The following is a 23,688-nucleotide window of genomic DNA, read 5'->3' as shown; positions in this document are numbered from 1 at the left end:
CGGATATTTGTCCGCTAACGGGAGGAACGCGAATGAACGAGCGTATCGCCAGGATCAGCGACGCCACCGACAGCGGGGTGCGGCCATGACCGCCCACGTGATGATCTTCGCACCGACCCCGCTGTTGACGGTCACCATCGATCAACCGAGTGATTCGCCCGAGCTGCATCTGCACCCGGGCGGGCAGGGGGTGTGGCAGGCCCGGATGGTGCTCTCACTCGGCGTCGACGTGGTGCTCTGCGCGGCGCTCGGCGGTGAGGTCGGGCAGGTTCTGGAACCGTTGCTGGTCAGCGAGGGGGTCGACCTCAAGGTGGTGGCTCGTGACTCCGGTGGCACCGGCGGGTACGTGCACGACCGCCGCGAGGGCACCCGTCAGGAGATCGTCGACGTGACCGGCCAGCCGTTGAGCCGGCACGAACTCGACGAGTTGTACAACCTCGCGCTCGGCGAGGGACTGCGCGCGGCGGTGAGCGTGTTGAGCGGGCCGAACTATCCGTCACTGGTTCCCGCCGACCTCTACCGGCGCTTTGCCGCCGACCTCGGCGCCAACGGCGGCCGGGTGGTGGTGGACCTCTGCGGCGAGCACCTCACCGCCGTCCTGGAGAGCGGGGTCTTCTTCCTCAAGGTCAGCCACGAGGAACTGCTCGCCGACGGCCGGGCGGAAGGCGACGACGAGGAGCAGCTCACCCGCGCGATGTACGACCTGCACGCCTCGGGCGCCGAGAACGTCGTGGTCAGCCGGGCCGACAAACCGGCGTTGGCGCTCGTCGACGGCGAGGTGTTCGAGGTGCTGATGCCGCGACTGGAAGCGGCCGACCCGCGTGGGGCCGGTGACTCGATGACCGCGGGTGTGGCCGCCGTGGTGGCCCAGGGTGGCGATATCCGCACCGCGATCCGTACCGGCGCGGCGGCCGGCGCGCTGAACGTCACCCGACACGGTCTCGGCACCGGTCGCCTCGACTCGATAAACGGTCTGGTCGACCGGGTCCGGCTGGAACCGGCGGGCAGCCGTCCGCAGGAACGCACCACCCCCGACGAGTTGGCGCAACGGGCGGGCGGCCGATGACGCTACGGGTGCTGATCACCAACGACGACGGGATCGCCGCGCCGGGCATCCAGGCGCTGGCCAGGGCGGCCGTCGACCGGGGCCTGGACGTGGTGGTGGCAGCTCCGCTGGAGGAGGCGAGCGGTACCAGTGCCGCGATGAGCGCCGTGGAACAGGACGGGCAGGTGGTGGTCCGCGAGCATCCGCTGCCGGAACTCGACGGGGTGCCGGCGTTCGGCGTCGGCGGCTCGCCCGGGTTCATCGCGCTCATCGCCGTGCACGGCGCCTTCGGACCGCCGCCGTCGGTCCTGCTGTCGGGGATCAACCGGGGTGCCAACGCGGGGCGTGCGGTGCTGCACTCCGGCACCGTGGGCGCCGCCTTCACCGCCGCGGCCAACGGCTGCCGGGCGATGGCCGTGTCGCTTGACGTGCTCTCCGCCGGTGAGGCCACCGCGGCCAGCGGCGGTGCCGCGGTGGCGGCTGCCGCCCGGGTACGCGACGCCGAACGGAACTGGGCCACCGCCGCCCGGGTCGCCCTGGACCTGCTGCCCCGGCTGACCGCCGCGCCGACGGAGAGCGTCCTCAACGTCAACGCGCCGGATCTGCCGCTCAACCGACTGCGCGGGGTGCGCCAGGGCACCCTGGCGACCTTCGGTCAGGTGCAGATGACAGTCGCCGAATCCGGGCACGGCTTCGTGCGTACCTCGTTGGAGGAACCGGGGCAGGCGGTGCAGCCCGGCACGGATCTGGCGTTGCTCGCCGACGGCTACGCCTCGGTGACCGCCGTCCGGGCGGTCACCGAGGTAGCCGACGTGGACCTGTCCGGCCTCGGCGGGGACTGACCGGCACCGAGCCGGTCAGGCCCCGGGGAGCACCTCGGGAGCCGTGGCGGCCCCGGCGTAGTAGGGCTCGGGCGCGCCGAAGAGGCCGAGCAGGCCGGTCACCCAGAGCTGCCGGTGCACGAACCGGCTCGGCTCGGTCACGACCAGCTTCACGCCGCTGACCTCGGCGGTCTGGAAGCCCGCGACCATGGCGCTGATGCCCACCGAGTCGATGAACGTGACCAGCCGCATGTTGAGCTCGATCCGGGCCGGTCGCCCCTTGGCCAGCACCTCGGCGATGGCCTCTTTAACCTCGTACGCGGTGTCGACGTCGATCTCGCCCCGAGGGGCGATCTCGATGACACCACCGGGCCGAACCGTCTGCAGGATCGACAGGCTCACGCGAGCACCTCCACTCGCCCGTACGACGGGCGCCTCATCAGTACGCGGGCCGCGACCGACAGTATTCCTTCAACTGCCTCGGTCGCCACCCCTCGGGATGAGCAATTCACGGACAGCGGCACGGCAAATCGCCCTTATCCGAACTTTATTGGCCTTTTCTCTCGACGATCGGCACGCCGACGTCGCCGAACCAGGGTAGCCGCCCGGTGCGACACCCGTCGTCTCCCGGCGCTGCCGGCGTGCCCCGGGAAAATTGAGGCTGACCTGCGCTTGCCGCGCGCCGGTGGCGTGGTGTGCCTAGCATCACGGGTGACCCCTACGACGGGAGGACGACATCATGCTCCGCAGACTCGCTGCGCTCGCCGGTGTCAGTGCCCTACTCGCCCTCGTGCTGGCCTGCGGGTTCGGCGGCGGGGGCGGTGACGACGACGATGACGATGACGACGACTTCGCCCGCGCGGCGGTGGTGACTGTCGTCGCGCGCTGACAGCTGATCCGTAGGCGGCGACCCCGGTTCGCCGCGACCGCACGGTGGATACCACCGGCACCCTCGGTGGTGCCAGGGTGTCGGTGGTTTGCGGCCGGGCCGGTGCGGGCACAGCCTCGGATGCGAACCGCCACCGGCCGGACAACGCCGCCGACAGCTGATGCGTGCACCGGCTCCGGCACTGTCGAGGAGGGAACCACATGTTCGGAACACATCTGCTGGAGCGCCGCAGCAAGCCGGAGCGGGTCGCGGACCAGGCGTGGCAACATCTCGTCTCGGCGATGAACAGCGCCGGCGACAGCATCCGCGACACCGCCCGCACCGCCCGCCACAGCTCCGCCGGCTTCGCCGGTGACGCCGGTGAACTGGTCGAGTCTGCCGCCGAGGAGGCCCGCCACCGGGCCAGCCGTGCCTTCGACGCGCTCGCCGGACGACGCCCGGCGCTGCCCTGGACGCTGCTGATCGGCGCCGCCCTGGTCGGTGCCGCGGTCGGCTGGGCGGCCGGCACCGCGGCACGCGCCGCCGGGAGCCGCGACCGGGCCATGGAGGACATCGAATTCGTCGACGTGGACCGGCCCGACTCCCCCGCCGACCCGACAGGTCCCGCCAACTGACGCTCTGCCCGACGACGGGCCCCACCGACCGATGAGGTCGGGCGGGGCCCGTCGTGCTGGCACCGGCCGCCTCGACGCGCCGTCGCCGCGCCGACCTCTCGTCCGGTCCGGGTGAGGCCGACTCACCCGGACCGTCACCAGGCTCGGTCACGGCGGACCTGGTTGCCGACCCGCGCCGAGCCGGTGCGGCGGGTCGGCGCGCCGGTTCGCGCCACCCTGGTTCGCGCCACGCTGGCGGGAAGGGAGCGACCGATGGCCAGCATCTCGACGATCAATCGCACCGACCAGGACATCCGGTCCGCGGTGCGGGACGAACTCGACTGGGAGCCCCGGGTCCGGCCGCACGAGATCGGGGTGACCGTCACCGAGGGCGTGGTGACGCTTACCGGGCGGGTGGACAGCTACGCCAAGAAGTGGGCGGCTGAGCGTGCCGCGCACCGGGTCACCCAGGTCCGGGCGGTCGCCAACGACCTCGCGGTACGGCTGGTCACCGGCGCCGAGCGCAGCGACCCGGAGATCGCCGCCGCGGTTCAGCACGCACTTCAGTGGCAGGCGTTCGTGCCTGTCGACGCGCTCGACGTGACGGTCTCCGAGGGCTGGGTCACCCTGCACGGCGCGGTGGAGTGGGAGTACCAGCGCCGCGCCGCCGTGCAGGCGGTCGGCCAGTTGAACGGCGTACGCGGGGTCAGCAACGGCATGACCGTCCGACCACCGGTACGCCCGGACGGCGCCCTGCTGGGCCGACGCATCGTCGACGCACTGGCCCGCAACCGGGCCACCGACGCGGAACAGGTGACGGTGCGGGTACACGGCGACACGGTGCTGCTCGGCGGGCTGGTGCACTCCATACCCGAACGCGCCGAGGTGGAACGGGTCGTCTGGTCGGCCCCCGGCATCCGCGAGGTGCAGAACCACATAGCTGTCGCCCCGGTGCTGCGCTGACCCGAACCGGAACCACCCGGGTCGGGTGAGCCGCACTCACCCGACCCGGTCCGAGGCTGGGGGGTATGACCGATCGGCTGACCACGCCTCTGCAGGTCACTGCGCGGCTCCGTACACCCGTCACGGAGCACGACCACATCCGCGGTCCGCTCGACGCACAGGTGACGATCGTCGAGTACGGCGACTTCCAGTGCCCCTTCTGCGGCCTCGCCCACGCCACCCTGACCGAGGTGCTGCGGCAGCGCGGCGACAGGGTCCGGCACGTCTACCGCCACTTCCCGATCACCAACCTGCACCCGTACGCCGAGCGGGCCGCCGAGGCCGCCGAGGCCGCCGGACGGCGGGGCCGGTTCTGGGAGATGCACGACTGGCTCTACGAGCACCAGGATCAGTTGGACCCGGTGCACCTGACGCTCGGAGTCGAGCAGCTCGGCCTGCCCGTCGACGAGGTGGAGGCGGAGATCGCCCGGCACGCCCACACCGACCGGATCCGACACGACTTCGTCGGCGCCATCCGCAGCGGCGTGGACGCCACACCCACCCTCTTCATCAACGACGCCCCCCACAACGGCGACTTCACCGTTACCACCCTCCTCACCACCATCGACACCGCCACCCCCTGACCCCAGTTGATCATGAAGTTATTGTCGCGCCACGCCGAACGGCGGGACAACAACTTCATGATCAACGAGGAGGGCGGGGGTGGGTGGGGGGTCAGATGAGGTGGAGTTGGCGGGCGCGGCGGACGGCGTCGCGGCGGCGGGTGGCGTCGAGCTTGCGGTAGATGTTGCGGACGTGGGTCTTGACCGTGTTGACGGAGACCGACAGTTCGGCGGCGATCTCCACGTTGGACAGGATGCTCTGCAGGTAGCGCAGGATCGTCAGCTCGCGTTCGGTGAGCGGCTCGTCGAGCGGTGCCGTCGCGGTGCCGCCCCCCGGCCCGGCCGGCGCGTCCACGGCGCGTACCAGGTCACTCACGAGTGACCAGTGGGCGGTGCCGGAGTCGAGGTGGGCGGCGAGCAGTTCCCGCAGGCCCGGCTCGGCCCGCCGGAACGGGCGGCGGTACCCCTCCGGTGCGGCCAGGTCGAGCGCCTGTTCCAGCGTCCGACCCGCCCGGCGGTCGTCGCCGGCCCGGACGGCCAGCACCGTGGCCAGCAGCGCCGCGTCGAGGCGTACCGGCAGCGGCCAGTCGGCCGTCGGTGCGGCGGTCCAGTCCGGCAGCAGGCTCTCGGCGGCACGTGGGTCACCGGCCCGCAGTTCGGTCCGTGCCGCCGCGACGGCCAACACCGCAGCCGCCCCGGTCACCGGCCCGGTCAGCCGGTCGCCGACCAGATCCCGGGCGGTCTGCACGTCGCCCCGGGCGCTGTGCAGATCCAACTCGGCGGCGCGCAGCCACGAACCCAGCTCACCGCCGCGCGCGCCCCACCCGGTGCGTGCCTCCACCAGCAGCCGGTGGCCGACGCTTGATTCCCCCTCGTCGTGGCGCAGGTACGCGCGGCACCAACCGGCGACCGCGTCGACAACCGGTTCCCCGCCGGCTGGCGCGGCCAGCCCCAGGTGCGCTTCGGCCTCCGCCGGTTGGTCCCGGTGCAGCGCGACGACCGCCAGCGCCAGGTGCGCGTACCCGCAGTCGAGCAGCGCCGACCAGCCCTGGCAGGGCGGCAGGGCCAACGCCGCCCGAGCCGTCTCCTCGGCCGCCCGCAACTCCCCCCGTAGCGCCGACACCACTGACCACCGGCTGGCGCAGACCAGTTCGGTGCGCGGACGTGCCGCCGTTCGGGCTGCCGCCAGCGCCTCCGCGAAGCCGGTCGCCGCCCCGGTCAGCTCGCCGTCGTCCAGGGCGAGCAGGGCCAGCGCGGTGCCGGCCACGGCCCGCACGTCGGCGTCCTCGGCAGCGTGACCGGCGGAGGGCGCACCGGTCCGGGCGGCCTCCGGGCCGCCGGTCGGGCGTCCACCACAGGTGTCCAGCAGACGCGCGGCTGCGGAGCGTACGGTCTGCGGGTCGCCGTCCAGGCGGGCCAGGGTGAGTTCGACAACGGCGACCAGCCGCCCGAACCGGGACCGCCGGGGTTGCGGTAGCCGCCCGGCATGCCCGGTGGCCAGCCGCAGGTACGCCCCGGCCGCCTCGGTGTCGCCTCCGAGCGCGCGTTCGGCGGCGCAGGCCAGCGCGAGTTCGGGATCGCGGCCCACCTCCTCCGGCGGGGGTGACGTGGGTGCCGATCCGGCACCGGCCGGGCGCTCGTACGGCACCAGTTCCGGCCATCGGGTCACGAACAGGTCGGTGGCGGCCGTCCAGTCACCGGCGGCGAGCGCATGGCGCAACGCCTCGGCCGGCCGACCGTTGCCGGCGTACCAACCGGTCGCCCGCAGGTGCAGGTCGCGCAGTTCCTGCGGGGGCAGCCGGAGCAGTTCCCGGTGCAGCAGGTCGGCCAGGAGCGGATGACACCGGTACCAGACCGGCCGGCCACCGTCGTGGTGGAGCAGCCCGCTGTCGTCGGCGAGGGTGCTCAGACGGTCCTCGATGTCCGCGTCGTCGCTGAGCGCGGCGGCCAGACCGGCGCAGACGGCGTCGGCTATCGCCGCGCGGCGCAGCAGCTCGCGGTCCGTCGGCTCCAGTCCACCCAGCGGCTCCGCCCGCAGATAGCCGGCGATCTCCGGCTGGTCGGCGCCAAGTTCGTTGATCCAACGCTCCGGGTCCGGCTGGTCGCGCAGGGCGAGCGCGGCGATCCGCAGCACTGCCGCCCAACCCCCGGTCCGCTGCCGCAGCCGGGCCACGGCGGCGGCCGGTACCACCACCCCGTGCACGGTGAGCAGGTCGGCGATCTCGTCGCCGGTGAACGCCAGGTCATCGGGGCCCAGTTCGGTCAACTCCCCGGCCAGCCGCAGCCGGTGCACCGCCAGCGGCGACCCGCTCCGCCCGGCCGCCACCAGGCGGAGCCGCTGATCGCTGTGGCGCAGCAGGAACTCCAGCCCGGCCAACGCCGCCGGCTCGGTGACCCGGTGCAGGTCATCCACGACGAGCACCACCGGCCGTTCTTGGGCGGCCAGGGCGGCGGCGATGAGTTCCAACTCGTCCGGACGCGGTACCCGGTCGGGCAGCGGAGTTCCGGCCGGGCCCACCACGGAACGCAGCGCTGCCCCGAGGTACGACCAGAGGCGGTCCGGGTCGTCACCCGCCTCGACCGACACCCAGGCCGGCACCGGGGCCTGCGGGTCAGCGTCCTGCCGGGTCCGCCGCCAGGTGGCGAGCAGGGTGGTCTTGCCCCAGCCGGCGGGGGCCCGGAGCAGGGTGGCCGGGCGGGTCACCGCCTCGTCGAGCAGGCGGGCCAGCCGGGGCCGCAGCACCATCGGTTCGGGCGGCACGGCGGGCGTCAGCCGGGAGGCCAGCAGGGGCGGGCCGCCCGGCACCCGGACCGCCGCGTCGGCCCGGACGGTGCTGCGGTCATCCGGCATCCGGCCCACCCCCACGGACGCGTGCTTCCTCCCCCGGTCCTGCGGCGGGCGGTTACCCGACCCGCGACGGTTCACCCCTTCCGGGGGACCCGGGTTCACCCGCCCGGCGGCGACACTGGCTCTGAGCTGGGCGGACGTACCGCCAGGATGCCAGCGGGTCACCCGCCGCGCCGTGGGGTGCGACGGGACGGCACGGCCGGCAGCGGAGGTCGGAGGTACGAGTGGGACGGGTCGGGACAGTTGTCGCGGTGGCGGGTGCGCTCGGCGTCGCAGCGGCCAGGGCCACCCGTACCGCCGTCAGCCGGCAACGGGCCCGGCGCGCCGGGCCGCCGCACCGCTGGCAGGTGGTCACCGTCGACCGGCCGCCGGAGCAGGTGCTGCCCTCGGCGGTCTGGCCGGAGCCGCTGCGCCGTCTCGACGGCGCCGTCGAGGTCGCGGTGGCGCGCGCACCGGGCGGCCGGGGTACCGAACTGGCGGCCCGGGCGCGACCGGACGCCACCTGGCCCGGGCTCTCCGCGCACCTGTTGGGCGATGATCCTGGCCTGCTGGTACGACGCACGTTGTGGCAGGTCAAGCAGCTCGCCGAGACCGGTGAGGTGCTACGGGCCGACCGTGCGCCAGGCGACCGCGGGCCGGTCGACGTCCCGTGGCGACCGGCGGACGGGCCGCCCCGGTGAAAGCGCTGTGCTGGACCTCCGGCGGCGAGTTGGCAGTCGGTCAGGTCCCCGATCCGGAGCTGCGCAACGACCATGACGTGATCGTCCGGGTACGGCGCAGCGCCACCTGCGGTGCCGACCTGCCGCTCCTGACCGGGCGGGCGTCCGGTCTGGCCGCCGGTGACGTGCTCGGCCACGAGTTTCTCGGCGACGTGGTCGAGGTGGGCGGCGGAGTACGGCGGCACCGGGTCGGCGACCGGGTGGTCGTCTGCGCGTCGGTGGCCTGCGGCGCCTGCTGGTACTGCCGGCGAGGGCTGCCGTCGTGCTGCGACAACGGCAGCACCGACCCGACCGCGAACGAGGCGCAGTGGGGACACCCGGTGGCGGGCTGTTTCGGTCAGCCCCGGGCGGCGGGCGGCTTCGCCGGCAGCCACGCCGAGTACGTGCGGGTGCCGTACGCCGATGTCGGGGCGTTTCCGGTGCCGGAGTCCGTCACCGACGACCGCGCCCTGTTCGCCTCGGACGCCGCCCCGGCGGGCTGGCTGGGCGCCGAGGGTGGCGAGGTGCGTCCCGGTGACGTGGTGGCGGTGTGGGGGGCGGGTGCGGTGGGTCAGCTGGCCGCCCGGGCGGCCTGGCTGCTGGGCGCCGAGCGGGTGGTCGTCGTCGACCGGCACCCCGCGCGGCTGCTGATGGCCCGGCAGCACGTCGGCGCGGAGACCATCGACCGGCGGGACACCGATGTCGCGGCACAGTTGCGGGAGTTCAGCGGAGGGCGGGGGCCGGACGTCTGCGTCGAGGCGGTCGGCGGGCCGGCCGGCGAACATCTGTCCCTCGCCGACCGGTTCACCGGCCGCGCGCCGGTGCCGGAGGCGGTCCGGGAGGCGGTGTACGCCTGCCGCAAGGGTGGCAACGTCTTCGTCCTCAACGGCGGCACCCGGCACGTCGACGCCTTCCCGACCGGGGCCGTCGTGCACAAGGGGCTGACCGTGCGCGGGGGACGCCAGCACGGCCAGCGGCACATCCCCATGCTGCTGGACCGGATGGCCCGTGACGAGCTGCGTACCGAGCATCTGGCCACGCACCACTTCCCCCTGGACCGGGCCGCCGAGGGGTACGCCCTGTTCCGGGACCGGCCGGAGGAGTGCCTGCGCGCGGTGTTCACCCCGCACTGACCGACGGCGGGCGGATCGGCGGCGGCGGTGGCATGATCGCGGGATGGCTGCCCAACGGTCGTACGACGTGGTGTTGTTCGGGGCGACCGGGTTCACCGGCGGGCTCACCGCACGCTATCTGGCCCGGCACGCACCCCCGGGGCTGCGCTGGGCCCTCGCCGGGCGCAACCCCGACAAGCTGGCCGCGGTCCGGGACCAGGTGGCCGCGCTCGACCCGGCGCTGGCGGGGCTGCCGCTGCTCACCGCCGACCTCACCGACCCGGCCTCGCTGCGCGCGGTGGCCGCCGACGCCCGGGTGGTGGCCAGCACCGTCGGCCCGTACGTCCACCACGGGGAGCCGCTGGTGGCCGCCTGCGCCGCCGCCGGCACCGACTATCTCGACATCACCGGCGAACCGGAGTTCGTCGACCGGATGTACCTGCGCCACCACGCCGAGGCGGTGCGCACCGGCGCCCGGTTGGTGCACGCCTGCGGCTTCGACTCGATCCCGCACGACCTGGGTGTCTGGTTCACCATCAAGCGACTGCCCGCCGACAGCGCGATCACCGTGGACGGGTACGTGCGGGCGGGCGGGCGGTTCTCCGCCGGCACGTACCATTCGGCGCTGACCGCCTTCTCGCGTACCGGTGAGGCGTCGCGGGCGGCCCGCGAGCGCCGCGCGGCCGAGCCTCGCCCGGCCGACCGGCGGGTCCGGGCCGTGCCGGGCAAACTGGCCCGCTCGCGGGACCTGCCGGTCTGGGCGGTGCCGCTGCCGACAATCGACCCGCAGGTGGTCCGCCGTTCGGCGGCGGCCCGGCCCGAGTACGGTCCGGACTTCCGCTACCGCCACTTCGCGGCGGTGCGGCGACTGCCGACGGTGTTGGCCGCCGGTGCGGGGCTCGGTGCCGTGATCGGGCTGGTGAAGCTCCCGCCGACCCGGCGGTGGCTGCTCGGCCGGCTCGCCTCCGGGCAAGGGCCGAGCGCCGAGCAGCGGGCGAAATCGTGGTTCTCGGTGCGTTTCGTGGGCGTCGGCGGCGGGCGACGCGTGGTGACCGAGGTGACCGGCGGCGACCCCGGCTACGACGAGACCGCGAAGATGCTCGCCGAGTCGGCGCTCTGCCTGGCCTGCGACGAGCTGCCGGCCACCTCCGGTCAGGTGACGCCGGTCACCGCGATGGGCGACGCGCTGCTGCACCGGCTCACCGCCGCCGGCATCACCTTCCGGGTGCTCGACGAGCAGCCGGTGACTTGACCCTCGACCAGGTCGAGGGGGCAGGATCGGGCCGTGGATGGCGACCTGCGCAGCATCGGTGAGCTGGCCCGGGCCAGTGGGTTGACGGTGAGCGCGCTGCGGTTCTACGACGCCGCCGGGGTGCTGGTCCCGGCCCGGGTCGATCCGGCCACCGGATACCGCTGGTACGCCGACGACCAGGTGGCACCGGCGCGGCTGGTGGCCGGGCTGCGCCGGGTCGGCCTGCCGGTGGCCGAGATCGCCCGGGCGGTACGCGCCGAGCCGACGGTGGTGCACCGGCTGCTCGACGCGCACCTGGTGCGGTTGGCCGACGGGTTGGCCGAGGCGCGGCACGAGGTCGCCCGGGTCCGTCGCCTGCTCGACGACGACCGCCCCCCGTCAGCCACCCGGCTCGTGCTGCCCGGCGACGCGCTGGCCGCCGCCGTGGACGCCGTCCGGTTCGCCGTCGGCACCGATCCGGCGCTGCCGGGTCTGGCCGCCGTGCTGTTCGAGGTGACCGAGGAGGGCGTCCGGCTGGTGGCGACCGATCGGCACCGTCTGGCGGTGGCGACGGCCGGCGCGGCGGTACGCGGCCCGGCGGGGCGGGCGCTGCTGCCGGTGGCCGCGGTGGACCGGCTGCGCCGGCTGTCCGACGGCGCCGGGAGCGGCGAGGTGCGGTTGACAGTGGTAGGTCGGCAGGTCGTCGCCGACGTCAGCGGGCACCGGTTGCGGATGACGACCCTGGCGTACGACTTCCCCGAATATCACGCCCTGCTGCCCGGAGCGACAGGCGGGCCGGCCCGCCGGGTGCCGGTGGACGCGCCGTGGCTGGCCGCCGCGCTGCGCTCGGGTACGCCGACGGTGACCCGGGAACACGCGGGCGGCCCACTGCCGGTGACAGTGCTCGGGCTGGGTGGCCGGGACGCGTTACGCCTGCTCGGGCCGGACGAGCTGGCCGACGACCGGGCCGGTCGGGCCGACGGCGAGCTGCGGGTCGGCGTCAACGGCGGGTACCTGCTCGACGCCCTGGCCGCGGCGGGTGGCCCGCGCCTGGTGCTCGAACTGGACGGCCCGGTCACCCCACTGGCCATCCGCCGGCCTGACGATCCGGCCGCCTTCTCCATCCTGATGCCGATCCGCCTCTGACTGCGGCATCCGGGGTGGGTCGGGTGCGGGAGGCGGGGCGATTCGGGCGCGACGGTAGCATCTGGAGGTCCACCCGAGCCCGGACGGAGGCGTACGGAGCAGCATGCTCGACATGGAGTTGATCCGGAAGGATCGCGACGCGGTGGCGGCCGCGCTGGCGAAGCGGCTGGATGCCGCCGAGGTCGACCGGGCGCTGGAGGCGATCCAGCAGCTCGACCGGGAGCGTCGCCGGCTGATCAGTGAGATCGACGGGGAACGCCAGCGGCGCAAGGCCGAGGCCCGGGCGTACGCACAGGCGAAGCGGGCCGGTGTCGAGCCGGAGGTCACCTCCGACGACGGCCGTAAGCAGATCGCCGAGTTGGAGGCCGAGCTCGACGAGGTGCAGTCGCGGCTGCGTACCACGATGAGCGAGCTGCCCAACCTGCCCGCCGAGGACGTGGTGCCCGGCGGCAAGGAGGCCAACCGGGTGGTGAAGACCTACGGTGAGCCACCGGCCATCGAGAAGATCCGCGACCACGTCGAGCTGAGCCGGATGCTGGGTCTTGTCGACCACGAGCGCGGTGTCAAGCTCGGCGGCTCCGGCTTCTGGATGTACACCGGCCTGGGTGCCCGGTTGGAGTGGGCGCTGATCAACTGGCTGATCGAGCGGAACATCGAGGCCGGGTACGAGTTCCTCCTCCCGCCGCACCTGCTGCTGGACAGCGCCGGTTTCGCCGCCGGACAGTTCCCCAAGTTCTACGACGACGTCTACCACCTGGACAAGCAGTCCGCGCCACGCGGCCAGTTCCTGCTGCCCACGGCGGAGACGGCGATCCTCGGGGCGTACCAGGACGAGATCCTGGAGACCGCGAAGCTGCCGCTGAAGGTGTTCGCGTACACCCCGTGCTACCGGCGCGAGGCGGCCGGCTCGCACTCCGACGAGCGCGGCACCGTCCGGGGCCACCAGTTCAACAAGGTGGAGATCTTCCAGTTCACCCTGCCCGAGCAGGCCGACGCCGCGCTGGAACAGATGGTCACCCACGCGGAGAGCCTGGTCGAGGGGCTGGGCCTGCACTACCAGCGCAGCCTGCTCGCCGCCGGCGACTCCAGCGCGTCGATGCGCAAGACCCTCGACATCGAGGTGTGGATGCCCAGCACCGGCAAGTACAAGGAGGTCTCGTCGGTCTCCTGGGGCGGTGACTACCAGGCCCGCCGGGCGGCGATCCGCTACCGCGACCCGGGTGGCAAGCAGACCCGCTTCGTACACACCCTCAACGGCTCCGCCCTCGCGACCAGCCGCCTCCTCCCGGCCATCCTGGAGCAGTTCCAGCAGCCCGACGGCTCAGTCCTGGTCCCCGAAGTCCTCCGCAACCGCCTAGCCACCGACCGCCTAACCCCCGCTAACCCCCTCCCCCATCTCCCCCATCCCCACGCCCTTCCCGCCCCGCCGATCTTGCACTTTTGGTCGCCGAAAGGTCGCCTTCGGCATCACTTGTCGGGGCAGAAGCTGCAAGATCGACGGGGTGGGGGCGGCGGGTGGTGGTGAGGAGGAGGGTCAGGGTTAGGAGGGCGGTCAGGGCGATGGTCAGGGTGGTGGGGCCGGCGGTCGTGATGGTGTCGGCGAGCCAGCGTTGGACAGCGGCGGCGGTGGTGACCAGGGGGTCGGTGAGGGCGTCGCGGTCGCCGGCGGCCAGTCGCGCCTCGTACCAGCCGTACCAGGCGACGTAGCCGCCGGAGAGAAGCAGCACCAGGCCGCTGAGCCGGGGCGCCCAGGCGCCGGCGCCGCGCAGCCGGGCCACCACCTCGCCGCGCACCAGCGCCACGCCGAGCGCGGCCACCGCGACCACCAGTCCCATCCCGAGGGCGTACGCGCCGAACAGTGCCAGCCCACGTCCGATCGACCCGGCCTGGAGGCTTGTCACCACGGTCGCCAGGAACGGCGCGATGGCGCAGCCCAGCGAGGCCGTCGCGGAGGCCATGCCGAACAGCACCATCGACGGCAGCGAGCGGGTCAACCGGGGTGCCCGGGCCAGTGGGCGCAGCGTCGGCAGCCGCCGGCCGGCGAGCAGCCAGCAGCCGAGCAGCACCAGCAGCAGGCCAAGCCCGACGGTGAACCAGGGCAGCCGGGGACGCAGCCACCCGGCGATCGGGGCCAGCGCCAGCCCGAACGCACCGAACACCAGGACGTACCCGAGGGTGAGCGCGCCCGCGGCGGTCAACGCCCGGCCGACCGCGCCGCGCGTGTCGGTGGTGCCGGCGACAAGCAACGACAGGTACGCCGGCAGCATCGCGAAGCCACACGGGTTGACCGCGCCGAGCATGCCCGCCGTCAGGGCGAGCAGCAGCGGCGCTTCCATCAGGCCGCCAGTGCGGTGACCCGGCGGGTGAGGTCCTCGCCGTCCAGCCAACCCTGGTGGATCACCCGTCCGTCCCGGTCGATGATCACGAAGGTGCTCTGCTCGACGACCTCGAAGCGCCGCCAGATCGCCCCCGCGCGGTCCTCGATCTGCGGCATCGGGCCCAGTTCGAACTCGGTGACGAAGTCGGTCATCGCCTTGCGTTCACCCAGACCCGCGACACCGATGATCGGCACCTTCTCCCGGAAACCGGGCTCGATCTCGGCGATCGTCCATGCCTGACTGGCGCAGGTGGCGCACCAGGGGGCCCAGAACCAGAGCACCACCGGCCGGCCGGCCAGGGTGGCGGCGTCGAAGGCCGCACCGTCAAGAGTGGTGCCGGTGAACCGCAGGGTGTCCGGCACCGGTACCGGGCTGGCCGGCCCGGCCGACGGGGACGCGGCGGCGGCGGACGCCGGGCCACCGGCCTGCGGGGCCGCCTCGGCGTCCGGTCCGGTGCCGCATCCGGCGGTGGCCAGCACCGCGGCGAGCAGGGCGGCGGTGGCCGCCCCGGTGACCCGTCCGGTTTGTGGAACCGACCCCATCGGCGTCTCCTTCGGTTCGCTCGCCCGCCGACCCGGGCAGCCGCGCCACCCGGTCGGCAGGCTCAGGCCTCGGTCAGCCGCAGCGCCAGCGCCGGGCAGACCTTCACCGCCTTCACCGCGCCCTCCCGCAACCAGGTCGGTACGGGAGTGGGCGGGAAGGCGGGGTATCCGTTCTGGTCGAGCCGGATGAAGTCCGGCACCACGTGGGCGCAGAGGCCGTGCCCGTCGCAACGGGACCAGTCCAGAACCAGCTTCTGCGGATCGGGATCGGGGGCACCGGGCAGGCCCATCATGCCCTTTACCCGCCGACCGCAGCCCTCACCCGTGGTGTGCTTCTTCAGGTCGTCGGCGAAGACCTCCATCGCCGAGAGCGCGAACCGGGACGTACCGTCGGGGTGGCTGCACGCGCCGCGACCCTTCACGTCGCCGGCGGCGGCCCGGACGACCTCCACCGGCGCGCTGCCGGAAACCGCCAGGTCGACGGCGCGGGCCAGGTCGGGCAGCCCTCGCTTGCACGGGCCGCACTGCCCGGCGGACTCGCCCGCCAGGTACCGCACCACCTGCGCCGCCTCACCTAACGGGCAGGTGTCGTTGGCGAGTGGGACGATGATGCCGGCGCCGAGCGTGCCGCCGACCGCGGCGAGTCCCTTGCGGGAGACCTCGGCCTTCTCCGCCGCCTCCCGGGTGATCCACTTGCCGTGGTAGCCGCCCATCAGGATGCCGGGGCCGTCGGGTACCTCGCACAGTTCGAGGATCTCGGCCAACGGGGTGCCGGCCGCGCACTCCACCACCGCGTGGCGCTTCGCCGCGCCGGTGATGCTGAGCAGCACCGTGCCGGGTTCGTCGTCGGTGCCGAGCGCCGCGTACTCGTACGGGCCGAGTCGGGCGGCGATCGCCAGCTGGGCGTACGTCTCGGCGTTCGACAGCAGGGTCGGCATCCCGCCGACGCCGGAGTCACTCGACCGCTTCTTGGTGCCGGGCGGGATGTGCGGCAGCCCGTTGATCCCGTTCACCAGCGCGCCGCCCTCACCGCTGATGAACCGGTGCGGCACCGTCACGACGCTTGTCGGCGCCGGCATCCGGCGCTCGTCCAGGGCCTCCATCAACGAGTCCCGGCCGACCAGGTCGTCGGCCACGCAGAGCACGATCTCCTCGGCGTCGAGCGCGAACGCGGCCAGCGCCGCACCGTCGAGGATCAGGTGCGGGGCCCGGGTGAGCAGGACCTTGTCCTTCCAACTGGCCGGCTCACCCTCGGTGGCGTTGACCACCACCACGGGTGGCAGATCCTGACGTTCACAGGACTCCAGCACCGCCCGCAGCTTCCGGGCGAACGGGAAGCCGGCGCCGCCCTTGCCCTTGAGCTGAACGCCCTCGGTCAGCCGCAGCAGGTTGGACGGTTCCATCGGGCTGATCGGGCCGTGCACCAGCTCGTGGGCGCGCAGGTCGAGTCGGCCGAATTCGGCGAACCCCGCGGTGAGCCGGGGCTCACCGACGGCGGCCACCGGGGGAACTGTGGTCCGCATTGTCACTTGGCCTCACCCCGCAGCCCGGCCCAGTAGGCACCGTCCACCGAGTCCGGGTCAGCCTTACGGCGACGCCGGCTCTCCGCCGACGAGGCCCGGCGGGCACGTCGGGAGGCCAGGTCGACAAGGGTGGGAGTGTCGTCGTCCTCGGCCACGTCGTCCGGGGCGTACCGGGCCGGCGGGCGCCAGTAGTCGGTCTCCGCCTCCGGCAGGTCGTCCTCGGCGCTGTGCCGCCCGCCGCCGCTACGCGGTGCGGCGGAGATCGGCGAGCCGGAGATGGGGGCACCGGAGATCGGGCCGGTCGACTCCCACCGGCGCGGGCTGTCCCACGGTTCCTCGGCCTCGTCCTCGACGCGCTGCGGCGGCGCCGAGTACCGGCTACCGACGTCGACCCGGGACCGGCGGGAGCGGTCGTACTCCTCCTCGTCCTCGTCGCGGCGGCGACGGCGCACCGGCTCCTCGTACTCCACCAGGTCCTCGTCGCGACGGGCCGCGCGACGGCCCACCGCCTCGCGTTCCTCGTCGCGCCGCGACCGGCGGCCGGTCGGCTCCTCGTCCCGTCGCGACCGGCGGACCACCGGCTCCAGGTCCTCCTCGACCCGTGCCGAACGTCGTCCGGTGCGTTCCAGTTCCTCGTCGCGGCGCGCGGACCGCCGGGGCTCGGCATCGCGGCGACGGCGCGCAACCGGCTCCAGCGCCTCGGTCTCGCGGCGCACGACCCGCTCCAGTTCCTCCTCCTCACGACGGGAGGCACGCCGGACGACCGGCTCGAACTCCTCCTCGTGGCGATCCCGGCCGGGCCGGACCGGCTCGCGCAGCGTGCCCGGCTCGGGGACCACCGGCACGGTGAACCGTTCCGGGTCGTTGCGCCGGATGGTGGGGCTGGCCCAGGTCCCGGAGGTGCTGTCGGCCCAGCTGGTGTCGCGGCGGACCCGCTTCTCGCGGCCGTCGTCGGCGGCAGTACGCCGGCCGGTCAGGGTGCCCAGCAGGTTCTTGCCGAGGGTCTCCTCGGTGGACTTGCTGCCGCTCATGACCTCGTTCAGGACGGCGGCCTGCTGCTGCTCGCGGCTGCGCCGTTGCAGGGTGACCGAGAGACGGACCATCAGGGCGACCACGACAAGCAGTACGCAGGCGAAGTAGCTCAGGCCCACCCAGGTGGCGGGCGGACGGCCGGCGAGCAGTCCGTGGAAGATGGCGAACGGCCAGGAGACGTAGGCCATGGAGTGCAGGGCCCGCCACACCCACTTCGGGCCGACGTCGGCGAACCGGGCCCGGATGATGCCGGTCCAGAGCACACCCACCATGAGCAGCGCGGCGATGGTGCCGAGCCCGACGTAGAGGCCCCGGCCACCGACGAACGGCACGGCGGCGTCGGTCACCCCCGCCCGACCGCTGGCGATCTTCGTGATGACGTGGAAGCCCAGGCCGGCCACGCCGAGGATGCCGGTGGCCCGGTGCGCGGACTGCAACAGCACCCGGTGCCGGATGAGCAGCACCAGCCGGTCGGTGGCGAGCAGGCCCATCATCACCGTGAGGCTCAGCGCGACAAGCGCGATGACCCCGGCGAAGAACTCGGTGAAGAAGAAGCCCATCGCGTACATCTTCTGGCCCGCGCCGGTGAGCATCGACAACGCCCACAGCGCGGCGAGGCCGGACGCGGACAGCGCCATGATCTGGCCGCGGGACCAGACGCGGATCCCTCGACTGCTGCTGCTGGTACGAACGGCAGCCGCCTTCTCGTTCTGCGTAGCCCGGGCCATCTGCTCCTCGATCGTCTCGCGGCGGCGCACCGCCGGCCGACCCCTGTTCCCCATTCCAGTACGCAGCGCGGCCCCGGTCGGATCAGTGTCGTAAGAAAAAATCTCGGCGAGTTGTCGAACCGCCTCGCCGCCCGGCGCGTGTAGCGGCCCCGCCGCCGGCCCTCCCGAGCAGTCCATTGACAGGCATTGAAATGAGCTTGTAACCTTTCCGAAATTTTCAGCCCTGATTGCAAGATCCGGGCAGCCGTACCGCCTCCCCCGTCCCCCGGCACCCCTGGAGCACCCGATGCATCGACGTCGACTCCGCCCGGCGATCGTCGCCCTCGCCGTGATCGCCGGCCTCCTCGCCCCTGGCGTGGTGACCGCACCCCCGGCCGTCGCCGCCCCGAGTGGTGGCAAGAAGGTCATCGCCAACCTCTTCGAGTGGAACTGGCCCTCGGTCGCCAGCGAGTGCAGCAGCACTCTCGGCCCGAAGGGTTACGGCTTCGTCCAGGTGTCACCACCGCAGGAGCACGTACGCGGCAACCAGTGGTGGGTCGCCTACCAGCCGGTCAGCTACCGGATCGAGTCCCGCAAGGGCACCCGCGCACAGTTCAAGTCCATGGTCGACACCTGCCACGCGGCCGGCGTGAAGGTGATCGTCGACGCGGTCGTCAACCACATGTCCGGCCAGGCCAACGGCGGCACCGGGTGGGCCGGCTCGACCTACCAGCACCATGTCTACCCCGGCATCTACCAGGCGCAGGACTTCCACTACTGCGGGCGCAACGGCAACAACGACATCGTCAACTACAACGACCGCTACGAGGTGCAGAACTGCGAGCTGGTCAACCTCTCCGACCTGAAGACGGAGTCCGACTACGTCCGCTCCCGACTGGCCGCGTACCTCAACGACCTGCTGTCACTCGGCGTCGACGGGTTCCGGCTGGACGCCAGCAAGCACATGCCGGCGGCGGACATCGCAAACATCCGCAGCCGGCTCAACCGGTCGGCGTACATCGTGCAGGAGGTCATCTACGGCGCGGGCGAGCCGATCACGCCGAACGAGTACACCGGCAACGGCGACGTGCACGAGTTCCGCTACGGCAAGGACCTGGCCCGGGTGTTCCGCTCGGAGCGGCTCGCGTACCTGCGCAACTTCGGCGAGGGCTGGGGCCACCTGCCCAGCGGAGTCTCCTCGGTCTTCGTGGACAACCATGACACCCAGCGCGACGACGGCGGGGTGCTCACCTATCGCGACCGGGGCATCTACGCCCTGGCGAACGCGTTCATGCTGGCCTGGCCGTACGGTTCCCCGACGGTGATGTCGAGCTACACCTTCAGCAGCCGCGACGCCGGCCCGCCCTCGGACAGCGGCAACAAGACGCTCAATACGGTCTGCTACTCCGGCTGGGAGTGCGAGCACCGCTGGCCGGTGATCGCGAACATGGTCGGCTTCCGCAACGCCACCGAGGGCACCGGGGTCAGCAACTGGTACGACAACGGCAACAACCACATCGCCTTCAGTCGGACCGGCCGGGGCTTCATCACCATCAACGACGAGGGCTCCGCGATCAACGGCCGCTCCTACTACACGGGGCTCCCGGCCGGCCGCTACTGCGACGTCATCCACGGCACCTTCACCAACGGCACCTGCTCCGGCCCGGTCATCACCGTCGACGCCAACGGCTGGTTCGCCGCCAACATCCCCGCCCACGACGCCCTAGCCCTCCACCTAAACGCCCGCCTCCCCTAACCACCCCTCACCTCCTGCGCCGCTGATCATGAGGTTATTGCCCGGATTGGAGATCAAAAAGGGCAATAACCTCATGATCACCTTGGATGGCTGGGGGGTTGAGGAGGTTTTGGGGCGTCTGGGGGTTAGGGTGGATGGGTGGGGGTTTTGGGCGTTTTGGGGTTGAGGGGGCGGCGGGGGGTCGCCGTCGGGGTGGGCGTGGCGGTACTGATGGGTGGGGCCGCGTACACCGGGTGGGCGCTGACTCCGGCACCCGGGCCGGCACCGGTCGCCGGGCACACCGGTGGAGCGGTGGTGCCGACGGCGGAGGTGCCGCCGTCGGCCGACGCCGAGCGGGTGCTGCCCGCCGCACCGGCACCGGACGGGCTCCCGGAGATCGACTACGACCCTGCCCCCGCCGGCTTTCCCGACGACCCGGACACCCTGGACACCACACCGCTGACCCAGGGCCTGCACCCGACCCGCAAGCTCGCCGCGTACGACGCGCCCGGCGGTCGACCGCTGGCGTTCCTGATGCCGACCATCAGCGAGGTCGAGCTGACCGTGCCGATCGCCCGCCGCGAGTCCGGCTGGACAGCGGTGCTGCTGCCCTCGGCCAACCGCAAACTGGCCTGGCTACCACCGGGCGGCTTCCGCACCGTCGCGCTGCGCGACCAGATAGTTGTGGAACGGGTGCCCTTCCGGCTCACCTGGTACCGCGACGGCACCGCCAAACAGTCCTGGCAGGTAAGCCTCGGTCAGCGCGGCCAGGAGACCCCACTGGGCCGCACCTTCGTCCTGGGCCGCACGCCACCACCGGAATCGGTCTACGGCGGGGTCGACATCTACGCCCTCGGCTCGATCCCCGACGACCTGGACTCGGTCCCGGCCGGGTTGCGCGGCGCCCACATCGGCATTCACACCTGGTTCCACGACGGTGAGCTGGGCCAGCAGACCACGAACGGCTGCATCCGGTTGACCGCCAGCGGCCAGCGTCTGCTGCTGGAGAAGGTGCGGTCCGGGACGCCGGTGGTGGTGGTCGACGAACTACCCGCCCCACCACCGACCGCCTGAGCACACAGTCGGGAGACGCCGCCCGGGCCAGCTACGAGGAGGGGGACACCCTTCCCCCGCTTGAGATGGAAGGGCTGAGCCGCGCAGCGCTCGGCGAGCCCGAGCGTGACCCGTCGCACTCCGGCGTTGGTCACGAAGTGGCGGTCCGGCTCGTCATGCAGGTATGAGCATCAAGAGCAAGCGTGCGATCGTCGGGCTGCTCGCCGTGACGGCTGGGGTCGTCGGCGTGTGGGCGGCGGCATATCCCCAGTCGTTCTACACCGATTTTCCCTGGCCCGGGCGCAACTGGGTTTCCGCACTCGGGCCGTACAACGAGCACCTGACCCGCGACGTCGGTGCCCTCTACCTGGCGTTGCTCGTACTCAGCGTGATGGCCTGGCGGCGACCGACGCCGTCCGCGCTGCGGATGGCCGGCGGTGCCTGGCTGATCTTCACCGCGGTGCACTTCCTCTGGCACTCCCTGCATTTGCAGGTCTACCCGCCGGCAGACCAGATCGGCAACGTGATCGCGCTCGGCGGCAACCTGGCGCTGGCCATTCTGCTGCTGCTACCTGACCGCCCGCTCGCGACACGGGAGCATGACGCCGTCTCGCCAGACCAGCCGTCCTGACGCCCCGCGTGGCGGCCTCGACGGTGGGGCGCTTACTGGCCGGCGACCGGCGCTCGATCGTCCGATCGGACGCTCTGACGTGGCGGAACCAGCTGCGAAGCGCCGAGTTTTCGCCAGAGGAATTCCAGTGACATGGCCTCGATGAAGGCGCGCTGCTCGTTGTTGGCCGCCGCGCCGTGCCCGCCCTCGACGTTCTCGTAGTACGACACGTCGACGCCGTGCTCGCGCAGCCGCGCGGTCATCTTGCGGGCGTGCCCGGGGTGGACCCGGTCGTCGCGGGTTGAGGTGATGAACAGGACCGGCGGGTACCGCACCTCGCGCCGCACGTTGTGGTACGGCGAGTACTCCCGCAGGTATGCCCAGTCTTCCGGAACGTCCGGGTCGCCGTACTCGGCGATCCACGAGGCGCCGGCCAGCAGCCGGTGGTAGCGGCGCATGTCCAGCAGAGGGACGTTCGCCACGACGGCGCCGACGAGCGACGGGTAGCGGGTCAGCATCGCCCCCATCAGCAGGCCACCGTTGCTGCCGCCCTCGACACCCAGCATGGCCGGCGTGGTGATGCCCCGGGTCACCAGGTCGGTGGCCACGGCGGCCAAGTCCTCGAAGGCACGCGGCCGGTCCGCTCGCAGTGCGGCCCGGTGCCACAGTGGACCATATTCACCGCCGCCGCGAATGTTCGCCACCACGTAGGTGCCGCCACGGGCCAGCCAGCCCCGGCCGATGATCCCGTCGTAGCTCGGGGTCAGGGAAACCTCGAAACCGCCGTACCCGTGCAGCAGCGTCGGCCCGGCGGGCGCGGCCGGATCCCCGACCAGGAAGTACGGCACCCGGGTGCCGTCCGTGGAGGTGGCGAAGAACTGGCGTACGGTCCGGCGGCCCGGGTCGAAGAACGCGGGGGCCCGCTTGAGCGTCTCGACCTCGCCACCTACCTGCCCGAGCCGCAGCGTGGCCGGCTGGAGGAAGCCCTCTGAGGCGACCAGGTAGGCGTCGTCCCGGTCCGGGTCGGTCTCGACGAGACAAGTCTCCTCGTCCGCCGGCACCCCGGGCAGGGGCTCACGTCGCCAACCGGTGTCGCCCGGGGTGAGCACCTCCAACCGGCTGCGTACGTCGGTGAGGGTGGTCAGGATCAGGTGGTTACGGGTCCAGGCGGAGCCGCCGAGCGACGTGCGCCCGTCGGGTCGGAACAGCACGTCGAAGTCCCGCGAGCCGGCGATGAAGTCGTCGAGCCGGATCGCCAGCAGGGCCCCCGCCGGGTGGGTCAGGTCACCTACCGGCCAGGGGGTACGCGGCTGGACCAGCAACCACTCCCGGCGCACCCCCCACTCCGCGTCCTCGGGCACCGGAATCCGGACCAGCTGCCCCGCCCCGGTCAGCAGGAAGCTTTCGGATCGGTAGAAGTCGAGGCTGCGACTGACGAAGTCCCGCTCGAAGCCGGGCGTGGCGTCCCGCCAGCCGTACGCCCCGACGTCCACCGTGGATGCCTCGTAGACGACCTCGGCGTCGGTCAGCGGGGTGCCCCGCCGCCAGCGCAGCACGATCCGTGGGTAGCCGGAGTCGGTGAGCGAGCCCGGTCCGAGGTCGGTGCCGATCCAGATGTGGTCGGCGTCGATCCAGCAGACGTCGGTCTTGGCTTCGGCGACGGTGAACCCAGCGTCGACGAAGCTGCGGTCGGTCAGGTCGTACTCGCGTACCACGACCGCGTCCGCACCGCCCCGGGACAGGCTGACCAGGCAGCGCCGGTGCTGTGGGGGCAGCGTCGCCACCCCACCCCAGACCCAGTTCTCGCCCTCCCGCTCGGCCAGCGCGTCCAGGTCGAGCAGGACGTCCCACTCCGGCTCGGTTCGGCGGTACTGGTCGAGCGTCGTACGCCGCCACAGCCCGCGTGGATGGGCGGCGTCCCGCCAGAGGTCGTAGTAGAAGCCGTCACCGCGCCATCCCGGGTACGGGATGCGGTCGTCCGCGTCGAGCACCTGCCGGATCTCGGTCTGGCGGGCGGCGAACGCGGGGCCCCCGGTCAGCGCGGCGACGGTCTCGGCGTTGCGGTCGCGGACCCACGTCGCGGCCTCCGGGCCGTCCAGGTCCTCCAGCCAGCGGTACGGGTCATCGCTGTCATCGGTCGAGATCGCCACCCTCGAACTA

20 protein-coding genes and 1 pseudogene are annotated in these 23,688 nt (G+C 72.7%); 14 read left to right on the top strand and 7 right to left on the bottom strand.

Features of this window, described 5'->3' with window-relative positions:
- The first annotated feature begins 85 nt into the window (after positions 1-85).
- Positions 86-1,066, top strand: coding sequence for a PfkB family carbohydrate kinase (locus CLT74_RS29020; RefSeq protein ID WP_199172282.1), 981 nt, complete (start codon positions 86-88; stop codon positions 1,064-1,066).
- A complete protein-coding gene (gene surE / locus CLT74_RS29015) occupies positions 1,063-1,887 on the top strand; it encodes a 5'/3'-nucleotidase SurE (protein WP_099850671.1) in 825 nt (274 codons plus the stop codon). Before CLT74_RS29020 ends, surE begins: the two co-directional genes overlap by 4 nt.
- 15 nt (positions 1,888-1,902) lie before the next feature.
- Here the strand turns inward: surE and CLT74_RS29010 are convergent, their stop codons facing one another.
- Positions 1,903-2,268: an STAS domain-containing protein gene (locus CLT74_RS29010; protein WP_099850669.1), complete on the bottom strand. Its 366-nt coding sequence runs from the start codon at positions 2,266-2,268 to the stop codon at positions 1,903-1,905.
- A 337-nt stretch (positions 2,269-2,605) separates the two neighbouring features.
- Here CLT74_RS29010 and CLT74_RS30560 point away from each other — a divergent pair, with 337 nt between their 5' ends.
- The 4 genes from CLT74_RS30560 (at position 2,606) to CLT74_RS28995 (ending at position 4,934) form a co-directional block, all read left to right on the top strand.
- Positions 2,606-2,755 (top strand): hypothetical protein, encoded by a 150-nt coding sequence (locus CLT74_RS30560; RefSeq protein WP_158240298.1) that lies wholly within the window; start codon positions 2,606-2,608, stop codon positions 2,753-2,755.
- Between the two features lie 200 nt (positions 2,756-2,955).
- Positions 2,956-3,369, top strand: a complete 414-nt coding sequence (locus CLT74_RS29005) for a hypothetical protein (RefSeq protein ID WP_099850667.1) — start codon at positions 2,956-2,958, stop codon at positions 3,367-3,369.
- A gap of 252 nt (positions 3,370-3,621) precedes the next feature.
- Positions 3,622-4,311: a BON domain-containing protein gene (locus CLT74_RS29000; RefSeq protein WP_099853326.1), complete on the top strand. Its 690-nt coding sequence runs from the start codon at positions 3,622-3,624 to the stop codon at positions 4,309-4,311.
- A 77-nt stretch (positions 4,312-4,388) separates the two neighbouring features.
- Entirely contained in the window at positions 4,389-4,934 is a 546-nt protein-coding gene (locus tag CLT74_RS28995; RefSeq protein ID WP_099853323.1) for a DsbA family protein, read from the top strand.
- Between the two features lie 91 nt (positions 4,935-5,025).
- On the opposite strand, the gene CLT74_RS28990 is transcribed toward CLT74_RS28995, so the two are convergent.
- Positions 5,026-7,839 (bottom strand): LuxR C-terminal-related transcriptional regulator, encoded by a 2,814-nt coding sequence (locus tag CLT74_RS28990; protein WP_486582780.1) that lies wholly within the window; start codon positions 7,837-7,839, stop codon positions 5,026-5,028.
- A 146-nt stretch (positions 7,840-7,985) separates the two neighbouring features.
- On the opposite strand from CLT74_RS28990, the gene CLT74_RS28985 reads away from it, so the two are divergent.
- The 5 genes and pseudogenes from CLT74_RS28985 to serS all read left to right on the top strand — a co-directional run.
- Positions 7,986-8,441: a hypothetical protein gene (locus tag CLT74_RS28985; RefSeq protein WP_486582671.1), complete on the top strand. Its 456-nt coding sequence runs from the start codon at positions 7,986-7,988 to the stop codon at positions 8,439-8,441.
- Entirely contained in the window at positions 8,438-9,592 is a 1,155-nt protein-coding gene (locus CLT74_RS28980; RefSeq protein WP_099853314.1) for an alcohol dehydrogenase catalytic domain-containing protein, read from the top strand. The genes CLT74_RS28985 and CLT74_RS28980 overlap by 4 nt, the downstream gene beginning before the upstream one ends.
- Positions 9,593-9,635: 43 nt before the next feature.
- Complete coding sequence (locus tag CLT74_RS28975) at positions 9,636-10,823, top strand: saccharopine dehydrogenase NADP-binding domain-containing protein (protein ID WP_099850665.1); 1,188 nt, start codon at positions 9,636-9,638, stop codon at positions 10,821-10,823.
- A gap of 45 nt (positions 10,824-10,868) precedes the next feature.
- Positions 10,869-11,948, top strand: a complete 1,080-nt coding sequence (locus tag CLT74_RS28970; protein ID WP_099853311.1) for a DNA polymerase III subunit beta family protein — start codon at positions 10,869-10,871, stop codon at positions 11,946-11,948.
- A 103-nt stretch (positions 11,949-12,051) separates the two neighbouring features.
- Positions 12,052-13,326 (top strand): annotated as a pseudogene (gene serS, locus CLT74_RS28965) (serine--tRNA ligase); the annotation flags it as partial.
- A gap of 1 nt (position 13,327) precedes the next feature.
- Here the strand turns inward: serS and CLT74_RS28960 are convergent.
- The 4 genes from CLT74_RS28960 to CLT74_RS28945 all read right to left on the bottom strand — a co-directional run bounded on the left by CLT74_RS28960 (position 13,328) and on the right by CLT74_RS28945 (position 18,205).
- Entirely contained in the window at positions 13,328-14,284 is a 957-nt protein-coding gene (locus CLT74_RS28960) for a cytochrome c biogenesis protein CcdA (protein WP_099850663.1), read from the bottom strand.
- Positions 14,284-14,868 carry a redoxin family protein gene (locus CLT74_RS28955; protein WP_099850661.1) on the bottom strand — a complete coding sequence of 195 codons (585 nt, stop codon included), beginning with the start codon at positions 14,866-14,868 and terminating at the stop codon, positions 14,284-14,286. Before CLT74_RS28955 ends, CLT74_RS28960 begins: the two co-directional genes overlap by 1 nt.
- A gap of 62 nt (positions 14,869-14,930) precedes the next feature.
- The gene (locus tag CLT74_RS28950; RefSeq protein ID WP_099850659.1) at positions 14,931-16,391 is read right to left on the bottom strand and encodes an NADH-quinone oxidoreductase subunit NuoF family protein; all 1,461 of its coding nucleotides are present in this window, start codon (positions 16,389-16,391) and stop codon (positions 14,931-14,933) included.
- A gap of 2 nt (positions 16,392-16,393) precedes the next feature.
- On the bottom strand, positions 16,394-18,205 hold the full coding sequence (locus tag CLT74_RS28945) for a ferric reductase-like transmembrane domain-containing protein (RefSeq protein ID WP_486582670.1): 1,812 nt from the start codon (positions 18,203-18,205) through the stop codon (positions 16,394-16,396).
- 232 nt (positions 18,206-18,437) lie between these two features.
- Between CLT74_RS28945 and CLT74_RS28940 the strand changes: the two genes are divergently transcribed.
- From CLT74_RS28940 to CLT74_RS28930, 3 genes are all read left to right on the top strand, one after another.
- Entirely contained in the window at positions 18,438-19,886 is a 1,449-nt protein-coding gene (locus tag CLT74_RS28940) for an alpha-amylase (protein ID WP_099850657.1), read from the top strand.
- Between the two features lie 198 nt (positions 19,887-20,084).
- On the top strand, positions 20,085-20,939 hold the full coding sequence (locus tag CLT74_RS28935; RefSeq protein WP_486582669.1) for a L,D-transpeptidase: 855 nt from the start codon (positions 20,085-20,087) through the stop codon (positions 20,937-20,939).
- Between the two features lie 163 nt (positions 20,940-21,102).
- On the top strand, positions 21,103-21,549 hold the full coding sequence (locus tag CLT74_RS28930; protein WP_099850655.1) for a hypothetical protein: 447 nt from the start codon (positions 21,103-21,105) through the stop codon (positions 21,547-21,549).
- A gap of 32 nt (positions 21,550-21,581) precedes the next feature.
- Here CLT74_RS28930 and CLT74_RS28925 read toward each other — a convergent pair whose 3' ends face one another.
- Entirely contained in the window at positions 21,582-23,678 is a 2,097-nt protein-coding gene (locus CLT74_RS28925; protein WP_486582668.1) for a prolyl oligopeptidase family serine peptidase, read from the bottom strand.
- Positions 23,679-23,688: the final 10 nt, after the last annotated feature.

It is taken from the genome of Verrucosispora sp. CNZ293 (assembly GCF_002754655.1).
Note: the sequence above shows the minus strand (reverse complement) of the source record. Positions and strands in the feature narration are given on the sequence as shown.

Excerpts from the sequence above, each read along its gene's own strand:
- CLT74_RS29020 (WP_199172282.1), top strand. The coding sequence starts at position 86 with ATGACCGCCCACGTGATGATCTTCGCACCGACCCCGCTGTTGACGGTC.
- surE (WP_099850671.1), top strand. The coding sequence starts at position 1,063 with ATGACGCTACGGGTGCTGATCACCAACGACGACGGGATCGCCGCGCCG.
- CLT74_RS30560 (WP_158240298.1), top strand. The coding sequence starts at position 2,606 with ATGCTCCGCAGACTCGCTGCGCTCGCCGGTGTCAGTGCCCTACTCGCC.
- CLT74_RS29005 (WP_099850667.1), top strand. The coding sequence starts at position 2,956 with ATGTTCGGAACACATCTGCTGGAGCGCCGCAGCAAGCCGGAGCGGGTC.
- CLT74_RS29000 (WP_099853326.1), top strand. The coding sequence starts at position 3,622 with ATGGCCAGCATCTCGACGATCAATCGCACCGACCAGGACATCCGGTCC.
- CLT74_RS28975 (WP_099850665.1), top strand. The coding sequence starts at position 9,636 with ATGGCTGCCCAACGGTCGTACGACGTGGTGTTGTTCGGGGCGACCGGG.
- CLT74_RS28960 (WP_099850663.1), bottom strand. The coding sequence starts at position 14,284 with ATGGAAGCGCCGCTGCTGCTCGCCCTGACGGCGGGCATGCTCGGCGCG.
- CLT74_RS28955 (WP_099850661.1), bottom strand. The coding sequence starts at position 14,868 with ATGGGGTCGGTTCCACAAACCGGACGGGTCACCGGGGCGGCCACCGCC.
- CLT74_RS28950 (WP_099850659.1), bottom strand. The coding sequence starts at position 16,391 with ATGCGGACCACAGTTCCCCCGGTGGCCGCCGTCGGTGAGCCCCGGCTC.
- CLT74_RS28945 (WP_486582670.1), bottom strand. The coding sequence starts at position 18,205 with ATGGGGAACAGGGGTCGGCCGGCGGTGCGCCGCCGCGAGACGATCGAG.
- CLT74_RS28940 (WP_099850657.1), top strand. The coding sequence starts at position 18,438 with ATGCATCGACGTCGACTCCGCCCGGCGATCGTCGCCCTCGCCGTGATC.
- CLT74_RS28930 (WP_099850655.1), top strand. The coding sequence starts at position 21,103 with ATGAGCATCAAGAGCAAGCGTGCGATCGTCGGGCTGCTCGCCGTGACG.